The 12,700-nt window shown below is 44.9% G+C and carries 9 protein-coding genes; 7 read left to right on the forward strand and 2 right to left on the reverse strand.

Going from position 1 to position 12,700, the window contains the following annotated elements; all coding sequences use genetic code 11:
• Positions 1 to 29: 29 nt before the first annotated feature.
• Complete coding sequence (gene ftsZ, locus ACZ5ZC_RS10110; protein ID WP_012842149.1) at positions 30 to 1,268, forward strand: cell division protein FtsZ; 1,239 nt, start codon at positions 30 to 32, stop codon at positions 1,266 to 1,268.
• A gap of 101 nt (positions 1,269 to 1,369) precedes the next feature.
• Positions 1,370 to 2,287, forward strand: coding sequence for a UDP-3-O-acyl-N-acetylglucosamine deacetylase (gene lpxC, locus ACZ5ZC_RS10115; RefSeq protein ID WP_005381871.1), 918 nt, complete (start codon positions 1,370 to 1,372; stop codon positions 2,285 to 2,287).
• Positions 2,288 to 2,400: 113 nt separating this feature from the next.
• On the opposite strand, the gene ACZ5ZC_RS10120 is transcribed toward lpxC, so the two are convergent.
• Complete coding sequence (locus tag ACZ5ZC_RS10120) at positions 2,401 to 2,859, reverse strand: DUF721 domain-containing protein (RefSeq protein ID WP_005396436.1); 459 nt, start codon at positions 2,857 to 2,859, stop codon at positions 2,401 to 2,403.
• A 408-nt stretch (positions 2,860 to 3,267) separates the two neighbouring features.
• Between ACZ5ZC_RS10120 and secA the strand changes: the two genes are divergently transcribed.
• The 3 genes from secA (at position 3,268) to dapB (ending at position 7,482) form a co-directional block, all read left to right on the forward strand.
• A complete protein-coding gene (gene secA / locus ACZ5ZC_RS10125; RefSeq protein WP_054867260.1) occupies positions 3,268 to 5,997 on the forward strand; it encodes a preprotein translocase subunit SecA in 2,730 nt (909 codons plus the stop codon).
• 166 nt (positions 5,998 to 6,163) lie between these two features.
• A complete protein-coding gene (gene mutT, locus ACZ5ZC_RS10130; RefSeq protein ID WP_182036178.1) occupies positions 6,164 to 6,562 on the forward strand; it encodes an 8-oxo-dGTP diphosphatase MutT in 399 nt (132 codons plus the stop codon).
• Positions 6,563 to 6,672: 110 nt separating this feature from the next.
• Entirely contained in the window at positions 6,673 to 7,482 is an 810-nt protein-coding gene (gene dapB, locus ACZ5ZC_RS10135) for a 4-hydroxy-tetrahydrodipicolinate reductase (protein WP_006742699.1), read from the forward strand.
• An 8-nt stretch (positions 7,483 to 7,490) separates the two neighbouring features.
• Here dapB and ACZ5ZC_RS10140 read toward each other — a convergent pair whose 3' ends face one another.
• On the reverse strand, positions 7,491 to 7,718 hold the full coding sequence (locus ACZ5ZC_RS10140) for a hypothetical protein (protein WP_167394135.1): 228 nt from the start codon (positions 7,716 to 7,718) through the stop codon (positions 7,491 to 7,493).
• A gap of 245 nt (positions 7,719 to 7,963) precedes the next feature.
• Here ACZ5ZC_RS10140 and carA point away from each other — a divergent pair, with 245 nt between their 5' ends.
• Together carA and carB are read left to right on the forward strand one after the other, a co-directional pair.
• Positions 7,964 to 9,103, forward strand: coding sequence for a glutamine-hydrolyzing carbamoyl-phosphate synthase small subunit (gene carA, locus ACZ5ZC_RS10145; RefSeq protein WP_046873990.1), 1,140 nt, complete (start codon positions 7,964 to 7,966; stop codon positions 9,101 to 9,103).
• Positions 9,104 to 9,119: 16 nt separating this feature from the next.
• A complete protein-coding gene (carB, locus tag ACZ5ZC_RS10150) occupies positions 9,120 to 12,353 on the forward strand; it encodes a carbamoyl-phosphate synthase large subunit (protein ID WP_047009081.1) in 3,234 nt (1,077 codons plus the stop codon).
• Positions 12,354 to 12,700: the final 347 nt, after the last annotated feature.

A 12,700-nucleotide genomic window follows, 5' to 3' on the forward strand; every position in this document is an offset into this window, starting at 1 on the left:
CTGAGTTGCAGGATAAACGGAGACAACACATGTTTGAACCGATGATGGAAATGTCTGACGATGCAGTAATCAAGGTCGTTGGGGTTGGTGGCGGCGGTGGTAACGCCGTTGAACACATGGTGCGTGAATCCATCGAAGGTGTGGAATTCATCAGCGTCAACACTGATGCGCAAGCACTTCGTAAGACAAGCGTTGGCAATGTTATTCAGATCGGTGGCGATATCACCAAAGGTCTGGGTGCAGGTGCTAATCCACAGGTTGGCCGTGACGCAGCTCTCGAAGACAGAGATAGAATTAAAGATTCCCTAACTGGCGCCGATATGGTGTTTATCGCAGCTGGTATGGGTGGCGGTACAGGTACTGGTGCAGCACCTGTTATTGCTGAAGTAGCTAAAGAGCTTGGCATTCTAACTGTCGCGGTAGTAACAAAACCGTTCAGCTTTGAAGGCAAAAAGCGTTTGGCGTTCGCTGAGCAAGGTATCGATGAGCTGTCTAAGCACGTTGACTCTTTGATTACGATTCCAAACGAAAAGCTGCTTAAAGTACTTGGCCGTGGTGTCACGCTACTGGAAGCTTTTGCAAGTGCGAACGACGTTCTTAAGAACGCAGTTCAAGGCATTGCAGAGCTAATTACTCGCCCTGGCATGATCAACGTCGACTTTGCGGACGTAAGAACAGTAATGTCTGAAATGGGTCACGCGATGATGGGCAGCGGTATTGCTAAAGGCGAAGATCGTGCTGAAGAAGCGGCTGAAATGGCAATTTCTAGCCCACTTCTGGAAGACATCGATCTAGCGGGCGCTCGTGGTGTTCTTGTCAATATTACTGCAGGTCTGGATATGCGTCTTGACGAGTTTGAGACGGTTGGTAATACAGTGAAAGCATTTGCTTCTGACAATGCAACTGTTGTTATCGGTACCTCTCTAGACCCAGATATGACTGATGAAATCCGCGTAACAGTTGTGGCGACAGGTATTGGCAATGAGAAAAAGCCAGATATCACGCTAGTTGCGGGTGGTAAAGCGAAAGTGGCTCCGACGCCGCAGGCTCAACCACAACAGCAAGCGGCGGCAACGCAAGCTGAAGAGAAACCGGCACAAACCTTGCAAAATAATCAAGTGCAAGAGAAGCCACAGGTAACTCCTCAGCCTACAAATACAGTTTCTTCTTCTCCAGCATCGTCGAGCCAAAGCTCTGCGGCTCCGAAGCAAGAGAAGGAAAGTGGTTATTTAGATATCCCGGCATTTTTGCGTCGTCAGGCTGATTAATCTTTAATCCATAAATTTGACATGGCTCAAAATTATGGTAGCATTCACGGTCGACGTTACAGACGGCCGTGTTTTGTAGCAAATTTTTGAGAGGCAAGCAGATGATCAGACAACGTACTCTGAAAGAAATAGTGAAAACAACTGGTGTGGGCCTCCACTCTGGTCGTAAAGTCACGCTTACTCTGCGCCCGGCTGCTGCAAATACAGGTATCATTTACCGTCGTACAGATGTAAACCCACCTGTAGATTTTCCAGCTGATCCAGCTTCTGTTCGTGACACCATGCTATGTACTGCTTTGGTAAACGACGAAGGTGTGCGTATTTCAACTGTAGAGCACTTGAATGCGGCACTTGCTGGTATGGGCATCGACAACATTGTTGTCGAAGTAGACGCACCTGAAATTCCAATTATGGATGGTAGTGCTAGCCCATTTGTATACTTGCTACAACAAGCAGGTATCGAAACGCAAAATGCGCCAAAACGTTTCATCCGTATTAAAAAGCCAGTTCGTTTTGAAGATGGCGATAAATGGGCAGAGTTTGTACCATTTAACGGCTTCCGCATGGACTTCGAAATTGAATTTAATCACCCTGCTATTGAGTCAGACGAACAGCGCTTGCTGTTTGATTTCTCTTCAAAAGGCTTCGTTCGTGAAATTTCTCGTGCACGTACGTTTGGCTTTATGCGTGATATCGAATATCTACAATCTCAAAACCTAGTATTGGGTGGTAGTTTCGACAATGCTATCGTATTGGATGATTACCGTATTCTTAACGAAGAAGGTCTACGCTTTGAAAATGAGTTTGTGACTCACAAAGTGTTGGATGCGATTGGTGATCTTTACATGTGTGGTCACCCAATCATCGGTGAATTTCGCGCCTTTAAATCGGGTCACGGTTTGAACAACCAACTTCTGCGAGCTGTTCTTGCTGATCAGGAAGCGTGGGAGTGGACTACATTCGAAGAAGAAGTCGGCTCACCAGTAGCATTCGCTGAACCAAATATGGTGCTTGCGTAAATACTCGGCATTAAAATTAATAAAAACCAGGCTTATGCCTGGTTTTTTGCTATTTGGCTTTAATCTTGGGCTTATTAATAGCATTCGAGCTTTTCAGCATATTGAAATAACGGTTACTTACGGTCTTTCTTTTCTGCCATATCGGCTAATCGCTTTAAACGCTCTTGAATTTTAGGCGGTGCCATGTCGGCAATCGTCATCAATGACTTTGCTGCAGATTCTGTTAATGGTGGACGTTTAGGTCTGTCGTCTTGTTCGAAACGATTTCGGTATAATGATGGATTGATCCTCACTTCAACGCTCATCAGTTTGGCAAAGCCTTGAGTACGAAGTTTATTTAGGATCATGAGGCGATCGTAATCGATCTTCATTTTGATCGCGGCACTAGAAACATCGATCAATAGGTGGCCGTTACGAACATTCGCCACCCGGCAATGATCGGCCGTCCCTTTGGGTAAGATCTCTTGCAAAGCTTGGTTAAGCTGTAAGATTTCTCCAGCATGTTCTTGAATCTGCTTGAACTGTGATTCAGCAATAACATCTTCAGTCGAGGTTGGACGGTGATCACGCATAGGTAAAATCTAATTTTGTTGAGATATCAGCTATTCTAGAGCAGCTTTCTATCAAGGTATAGTTTACATTAACGTCTTTCGCTTCAGTTTTACAATGTAGCAAGGTAAAAAGCAAAGTCTGCTCTGAATAAATTACACATATTGTGGTATGCAATATCGTCTAATCAGTCACCACTTTAAGTAAAAACTTCAGAGTGCTTCAAACAAATACGTCTATTTATGGTTGTATCGATGAAAAATCCTTACACTAAGCCACATTGTTTCGAAACTTAGCCTTGAAATATGGATGTTTGAACTCAATATCTTTGATAAATGATTTATCTCAGTATTCTTAGTTCCAAACTGGCAGAGACTGAAGGCATTATGAGTAGATCGGGAACGGTCTGATTAAAGAGAGATTCACGAAAAATGATAACTAAGCTACTGACAAAAGTGATTGGCAGTCGCAACGACCGAACACTGCGCCGCCTTAGAAAAATTGTAAAAGAAATTAATAACTACGAGCCAACATTCGAAGCTCTAAGTGATGAAGAGTTAAAAGCAAAGACGGTTGAGTTCCGTGAGCGCCTAGAGAAAGGTGAAACTCTTGATAAACTACTTCCTGAAGCTTTTGCTACGGTTCGTGAAGCATCTAAGCGTGTCTACGGCATGCGTCACTTCGACGTTCAGCTTATCGGTGGTATGGTTCTAAATGCGGGTCAAATTGCGGAGATGCGTACAGGTGAAGGTAAAACGCTGACTGCAACGCTTCCAGCTTACTTAAATGCTCTTGCTGGTAAAGGTGTTCACATCGTAACAGTGAACGATTATCTAGCTAAACGTGATGCTGAGACGAACCGCCCTCTATTTGAATTTTTAGGTATGACCGTTGGCGTAAACGTGCCAAACATGCCTCCTCAAGAGAAAAAAGAAGCGTACCAAGCTGACATTCTATACGGAACCAACAATGAATTTGGTTTTGACTACCTTCGTGACAATATGGCTTTCCGTAGCGAAGACCGTGTACAGCGTGATCGCTTCTTTGCTGTTGTCGATGAGGTGGACTCAATCCTAATTGATGAAGCTCGTACTCCTTTGATCATTTCTGGTCCTGCTGAAGATAGCTCTGAGCTATACACTCGAATCAACCTTTTGATCCCGCATCTGAAAAAGCAAGATAAAGAAGACTCTGAAGAATACCGTGGTGATGGTCACTACACTGTTGATGAAAAATCAAAGCAAGTATACCTAACAGAAACAGGTCAAGAATACGTTGAAGAACTGTTGGTGAAAAACGGTCTGATGGAGGAAGGTGATACACTTTACTCTCCGGCTAACATCAGCATGTTGCATCACGTGAATGCTGCTTTGCGTGCTCATGTGTTATTCGAACGTAACGTTGATTACATCGTTACTGATGAAGGCGAAGTGGTCATCGTTGATGAACACACTGGTCGTACAATGCCAGGTCGTCGTTGGTCTGAAGGTCTTCACCAAGCAGTAGAAGCGAAAGAAGGCGTTAAGATCCAAAACGAAAACCAAACTTTGGCTTCTATTACCTTCCAGAACTACTTCCGTTTATACGAAAAACTGTCAGGTATGACAGGTACAGCGGATACTGAAGCGTTCGAATTCCAGTCTATCTATGGTTTGGAAACGGTGGTTATCCCAACCAACAAGCCGATGATTCGTAACGATATGCCAGATGTGGTTTACCGTACTGAAGCAGAGAAGTTTGCGGCAATCATTGAAGATATAAAAGAGCGTGTTGCCAAAGGGCAGCCAACGCTTGTTGGTACTGTGTCGATTGAAAAGTCAGAACTTCTTTCTAACGCATTGAAGAAGGCTAAGATCAAACACAACGTATTGAACGCGAAATTCCATGAGAAAGAAGCGGAAATTGTTGCTGAAGCGGGCATGCCTGGTGCGGTAACTATCGCGACCAACATGGCCGGTCGTGGTACGGACATTGTGCTTGGCGGTAGCTGGCAATCAAAAGTTGAAGCTTTAGAGAACCCAACTCAAGAGCAAATCGATGCGATTAAAGCAGAGTGGAAAGTGGTGCATGACCAAGTGCTAGGAGCTGGTGGTCTACATATCATCGGTACTGAGCGCCACGAATCTCGCCGTATTGATAACCAGCTACGTGGTCGTTCCGGTCGTCAAGGTGATGCGGGTTCATCGCGCTTCTACCTATCTATGGAAGACTCTTTGCTACGTATTTTCACTTCTGATCGTATGGCGAGCCTTATTCAAAGTGGTATGGAAGAAGGTGAAGCTATTGAATCGAAAATGCTTTCTCGCTCAATTGAAAAAGCACAGCGCAAAGTGGAAGGTCGGAACTTTGATATCCGTAAGCAGCTGCTTGAATACGATGATGTAGCGAACGATCAACGTAAGGTTGTCTACGAACTGCGTGACGAGTTAATGAACGTTGAAGACATCAGCGGCATGATCGAGCAAAACCGTGAAGATGTGCTAACAGCGGTTATTGATGAGTACATTCCACCACAGTCACTAGAAGATATGTGGGATGTTGAAGGTCTACAAGAGCGCTTGAAAGCGGACTTCGATCTTGATGCGCCAGTGAAGCAATGGCTTGAAGAAGACGACAAGCTTTACGAAGAAGCATTACGTGAAAAGCTCATCAACCTAGCCGTTGAAGTGTACAAAGAGAAAGAGGAAGTGGTGGGTGCACAAGTGCTTCGCAACTTCGAAAAATCGGTCATGCTTCAGACTCTGGATACGCTTTGGAAAGAGCATTTGGCTGCGATGGATCACTTGCGTCAAGGTATCCATTTACGCGGTTACGCACAGAAGAACCCAAAACAAGAATACAAACGTGAGTCGTTTGAACTGTTTGAGGGTCTACTAGAAGCGCTGAAAACAGACGTTATTACTGTTCTATCTCGTGTTCGCGTTCAGCAACAAGAAGAAGTTGAACGTATGGAAGAACAGCGTCGTGCGCAAGCTGAAGAAGCCGCTCGTCGTGCGCAAGCGCAACACGCTGCAGCACAAAATCCGCTTTCTGAAGGCGAAGAATCTGAAGAAGGTTCAAATCAACCAATGGTACGTGATGAACGTAAAGTAGGTCGTAATGAACCTTGCCCTTGTGGCAGTGGCAAGAAGTACAAGCAGTGCCACGGCAAAATCGACTAATCTGTTAGTCGGATTATTTATCAAAGAGTCGCTTAGGCGACTCTTTTTTTAAATAAATTCTTTGGCTATCAAATTCCATAAGTTTGATAGGTCAGAAAGTTTTTGAGATGTAGAAGCTCGTTGTCACAATAGTAAAGTACAACGGTCTTGAGAGTTAGGAATCCCCATGAAAAGAATTCACATAGTCGCGGCAATTATTTTTAACCAAGACAAATCAAAGATCTTTATTACAAAGCGTCCTGATGATAAGCACAAAGGCGGGTTTTGGGAGTTTCCGGGTGGCAAAGTCGAGCCGGGAGAAAGCATTGAGCTTGCTATTACAAGAGAACTCGAAGAAGAAGTAGGAATTGAAGTTATTGAGCAAGCCCCTTTTGAACACTTGGAATACGACTATCCAGATAAATCACTCAAGTTTGATTTTATTACAGTATCTCAATTCAGTAATGAGCCTTATGGTCGAGAAGGTCAAGAAGGATGCTGGGTTGAAATCACCGAATTGGGCGACTACACCTTTCCTGAAGCGAACGTACCTATCCTGGAGCGTGTTGTAAAAGAGTTTGCTTAAGCTCGATGAACTTGCTTGTGGTAACCACGGTATGTTGTTAGTTTAAACAGATTAAGCGAAACGAGAGAACGAGAGCAAACCTCGTTATCCAGAGAAGGAGAGAAAGCGCAATGGTTCGTATTGCAATCGCAGGAGCAGCTGGCCGAATGGGCCGCAATTTGGTTAAAGCTTCACACCTTAATCCTGAAGCGACAGTGAGCGCGGGATCAGAACGACCTGAGTCTTCACTTGTCGGTGTCGATATCGGTGAACTTTGTGGTGAAGGTAAATTCGATGTGCTCTTAACGGATGATCTTGCTAAAGACGTCGATAATTTTGATGTAATCATCGATTTCACCGCTCCAGTAAGCACATTAGCGAATCTCGAGTTGTGTAAGAAATACGGCAAGAGCATTGTGATTGGGACGACTGGCTTCAGCGATGCAGAGCGTGATCTTATTGATGAAGCAGCCAAGCAAGTGCCTGTTGTGATGGCGCCAAATTATTCTGTAGGCGTAAACCTTGTCTTTAAGCTTCTTGAGAAAGCGGCCAAAGTAATGGGGGATTACTGTGATATCGAGATTGTTGAAGCACACCATCGCCATAAAGTTGATGCCCCCTCTGGTACCGCTATCGGAATGGGAGAAGCTATTGCAGGTGCGATGGGTAATAAGCTGAATGATGTAGCTGTCTATGCCCGAGAAGGCATTACTGGTGAACGAACAAAAGATGAGATCGGCTTTGCTACGATTCGCGCTGGCGATATCGTCGGTGAGCATACAGCTATGTTTGCTGATATCGGGGAACGAGTGGAAATAACGCACAAAGCGACTGATCGCATGACGTTTGCTAATGGGGCCGTAAAGGCTGCCGTTTGGTTGAGTGCTAAACCTGCGGGCTTTTATACCATGACAGATGTTTTGGGATTGAATGAACTCTAAATACATAATTATTCGCCGGCGCTAGCCGGCTTTTTTATATCTATAGAATTATTTGTAAATAAAATGATTCTGATAGAGAAGATTTTAGCACTTACTTTTGTTGTGTTTTTGTCTGTTTTGGTTTTGTTTTTAGGTGTAACCGTTAAAAGTGTTCCTGTTTTTGTCTTAGTGAACGTTTGCGTTAAAAACTCATAATTTTTTGTGATCCCTAAAAAGTTCAAATTTGTAAAATTCATTAAACCTCTATCCCTCCCTATGTAATAGCATTCAAAAGTTGTCTTTTTGAGCCTTACTGATTCGAAATGACCTTACTCGCTAGAAATTGATAATTTATTTTTGATTGTAGGTTGACAGGTTTCCAGTCCAACTTTAGAATACCGCCAATTTGTCTGAAATACCTATTTATGTAGATTTTATAGGTAAAGGAAGGCATGTTTGCAGTTTGATTTATTTTTTTTGCATTTTTATTCTGGAGGTTGTCTTGGGTAAATTAGCACTGTTAGTCCTAGAAGATGGGACAGTGTTCCACGGAGTGTCCATAGGGGCAGATGGTATTTCCGTTGGTGAAGTCGTTTTTAATACCTCGATGACGGGGTATCAAGAAATCCTCACTGATCCTTCCTATTCTCAGCAAATCGTCACCCTTACTTATCCTCACATTGGCAATACCGGAACCACTTCCGAAGATGAAGAATCCTCTTCCATTCATGCACAAGGCCTTGTGATTCGCGATCTTCCTCTTATCGCTTCTAACTTCCGTAATGAACAATCCCTCTCTGATTACCTTAAGTCTCAAAATATCGTTGGCATCGCTGATATTGATACGCGAAAGCTCACTCGTATCTTGCGTGAAAAAGGTGCTCAAAACGGTTGTATTGTTGCGGGTAATAACCTAGATGAAGCTTTGGCTCTAGCGAAAGCAAAAGAATTCCCAGGCTTAAAAGGAATGGACCTTGCAAAAGAAGTTACAACGAAAGAAGCGTATCAATGGAAACAAGGTTCGTGGACGCTTGAAGGTGGACTTCCAGAGGCGAAAGATGACAGCGAGCTGCCATACCACGTCGTTGCTTACGACTTCGGCGCAAAACGCAACATCCTACGAATGTTGGTTGACCGCGGTTGCCGCTTAACGGTTGTTCCTGCTGAAACGTCAGCGGAAGAAGTGCTTGCGATGAACCCGGACGGTGTTTTCCTATCAAATGGCCCTGGTGATCCAGAACCATGTACTTACGCGATTGAAGCGACAAAAGTATTCCTAGAAAAAGGCTTACCTATCTTCGGTATCTGTTTAGGTCACCAAATCCTTGCGTTAGCGTCAGGTGCACAAACCGTGAAAATGAAGTTTGGTCACCATGGTGCAAACCACCCAGTAAAAGATTTAGAGCGTAACGTTGTTATGATCACTTCGCAAAACCACGGCTTTGCGGCAGATGAAGCAACGTTACCGGAAAACTTACGTGCTACTCACGTATCGTTATTTGATGGCTCTTTGCAAGGTATTCACCGCACAGACAAGCCAGCATTTAGCTTCCAAGGTCACCCAGAAGCGAGCCCAGGTCCACATGACGCGGCACCGCTATTTGACCACTTTATCGAACTAATCAAAAAACACAGCGCTTAATTCGGAGTAGTAGATAATGCCAAAACGTACTGACATTCAAAGTATTCTAATTCTTGGTGCTGGTCCGATTGTTATCGGTCAGGCATGTGAGTTTGACTACTCTGGCGCACAAGCCTGTAAAGCACTTCGTGAAGAAGGCTACCGAGTTATTCTGGTTAACTCGAACCCAGCAACCATCATGACTGACCCAGAGATGGCTGATGCGACTTACATCGAGCCAATCCAATGGGAAGTGGTACGCAAGATCATTGAAAAAGAGCGTCCAGATGCAGTTTTGCCAACCATGGGTGGCCAGACTGCACTTAACTGTGCGTTAGACTTAGAGAAACACGGCGTACTAGAAGAATTCGGCGTAGAGATGATCGGTGCAACGGCTGATGCAATCGACAAAGCGGAAGACCGTTCTCGTTTTGATAAAGCGATGAAGTCTATCGGCCTTGAGTGTCCTCGCGCAGATACAGCGAAGAGCATGGAAGAAGCTTACAAAGTTTTAGATATGGTTGGCTTCCCTTGTATCATCCGTCCATCGTTCACCATGGGTGGCACTGGTGGTGGTATTGCGTACAACAAAGAAGAGTTCGAAGAAATCTGTCGTCGCGGTCTGGACTTATCTCCGACCAACGAACTTCTTATCGATGAGTCACTAATCGGCTGGAAAGAGTACGAAATGGAAGTAGTTCGTGACAAAGCGGACAACTGTATCATCGTATGTTCAATCGAAAACTTTGATCCAATGGGCATCCACACGGGTGACTCAATCACAGTAGCACCAGCACAGACACTGACCGACAAAGAATACCAGCTAATGCGTAATGCATCGCTAGCCGTTCTACGTGAAATTGGTGTTGAAACAGGTGGTTCAAACGTACAGTTTGGTATCAACCCGAAAGATGGCCGTATGGTTATCATCGAGATGAACCCACGTGTATCTCGTTCTTCTGCGTTAGCGTCAAAAGCAACAGGTTTCCCAATCGCTAAGATTGCCGCGAAACTGGCTGTTGGCTTTACTCTGGATGAACTACAAAACGACATCACCGGCGGTGCAACACCAGCATCATTCGAACCAACTATCGACTACGTCGTAACTAAGATTCCTCGCTTTAACTTCGAGAAATTTGCTGGCGCAAACGACCGTCTGACTACTCAGATGAAATCGGTTGGTGAGGTAATGGCAATTGGTCGTAACCAACAAGAGTCTCTTCACAAAGCACTTCGTGGTCTAGAAGTTGGCGCAACTGGTTTTGACGAGATGGTCGATTTAGAAGCACCAGATGCACTGACTAAGATTCGTCACGAACTTAAAGAAGCAGGCGCTGAGCGTATCTGGTACATCGCCGATGCATTCCGAGCTGGCATGTCAGTTGACGGCGTGTTCAACTTGACTCAAATTGACCGTTGGTTCCTGGTTCAAATCGAAGAAATCGTAAAACTCGAAGAGCAAGTCAAGGCGGGCGGCTACGCAGGTTTGACCAAAGAAGTGCTTCGCCAGATGAAACGTAAAGGCTTCTCTGATGCGCGCTTGTCTAAACTGCTAGGTGTCGCTGAAAGTGAAATTCGCCGTGCTCGTGAGCAGTTTGATATTCACCCGGTTTACAAACGTGTGGATACGTGTGCCGCTGAGTTTTCTTCTGACACGGCTTACATGTACTCATCTTACGATGAAGAGTGTGAAGCAAACCCAACAGACAAAGACAAGATCATGGTTCTTGGTGGCGGTCCAAACCGTATCGGCCAAGGTATTGAATTCGATTACTGTTGTGTACACGCATCACTTGCGCTGCGTGAAGACGGTTACGAAACCATTATGGTTAACTGTAACCCAGAAACGGTATCTACTGACTACGATACGTCTGATCGCCTGTACTTCGAACCAGTAACTCTGGAAGATGTACTGTCTATCGCTCGCGTTGAAAAACCAAAAGGTGTGATTGTTCAGTACGGTGGTCAAACGCCACTTAAACTGGCTCGTGCTCTAGAAGCGGCTGGTGTTCCAATCATTGGTACTAGCCCAGATGCTATCGACCGTGCGGAAGACCGTGAACGCTTCCAGGCAGCTGTTGACCGTCTAGGTCTACTTCAGCCAGAAAACGCGACAGTAACAACGATGGAACAGGCGGTTGAAAAATCGAAAGAAATTGGCTTCCCATTAGTTGTTCGTCCATCTTATGTACTCGGTGGTCGTGCGATGGAAATCGTATACGACGAGCAAGACCTGCGTCGCTACTTCAACGAAGCAGTAAGCGTATCGAACGAGTCTCCAGTTCTACTAGACCGTTTCTTGGATGATGCAACCGAAGTTGATATTGATGCTATCTGTGACGGTGAACGCGTCGTTATCGGCGGTATCATGGAACACATCGAACAAGCGGGTGTTCACTCTGGTGACTCTGCATGTTCACTGCCTGCATACACGCTAAGTCAGGAAATTCAAGACAAGATGCGTGAGCAAGTTGAGAAGTTGGCGTTCGAACTCGGTGTACGCGGTTTGATGAACACGCAGTTTGCTGTGAAAGACAACGACGTTTACCTAATCGAAGTGAACCCTCGTGCTGCTCGTACGGTACCATTCGTATCGAAAGCGACAGGTGCACCTCTAGCGAAAATCGCTGCACGTGTAATGGCGGGTCAATCTCTAGAGTCACAAGGATTTACTAAAGAGATTATCCCTCCTTACTACTCAGTGAAAGAAGTGGTTCTGCCGTTCAACAAATTCCCTGGTGTTGACCCTCTATTGGGCCCAGAAATGCGCTCAACAGGTGAAGTAATGGGTGTTGGTGCAACGTTCGCAGAAGCTTACGCGAAAGCAGAGCTAGGTTGTGGTGCAGTTTACCCTGAAGGTGGTCGTGCGCTACTGTCTGTACGTGAAGGCGATAAAGAGCGTGTTGTTGACCTAGCTTCTAAGCTAGTGAAACTGGGTTACCAGTTGGATGCGACACACGGTACTGCTGTGATTCTGGGCGAAGCGGGTATCAACCCACGCTTGGTAAACAAAGTACACGAAGGTCGTCCACACATTCTTGACCGCATCAAGAACAACGAATACACCTACATCGTAAACACGGCAGCTGGTCGTCAAGCGATTGAAGATTCGAAAGTTCTACGCCGCGGTGCACTGGCAGAAAAAGTGAACTACACAACGACACTGAACGCAGCGTTCGCTACATGTATGTCTCACACTGCAGACGCAAAAGCGTCAGTAACTTCGGTTCAAGAGTTACACGCTAAAGTGAAAGCGAGTCTAGACGCGTAACAGATAAAAATCAGTAAGCTCGTTAGTCAGGGCTTACATGACAACCTCATTGCCCGCTCATTTGAGCGGGCTTTTTTATATCGAGGTTTTTCTAAAATGAAGAGTATTAAAATGTGCTAGGAACGATTGGTATGCTTCGCTTTTGAAGAGCATCAAGCTAATTATGGCAAGCAATGTTCCTAAAGATGAAGAAATAGTACTACCACTTGCTACAACAAAGTTGATACTGCAGGTAAGAATGATAAAAGAGATAGTGATTAAGTTTATTTTTGCAGCAATACTTAATCCTTTGCTTATTGTCAGGATGTTTGGAATGCATACAACAACAACCGTAATAGCTCCCAATG

The organism is Vibrio sp. JCM 18905 (assembly GCF_055393305.1).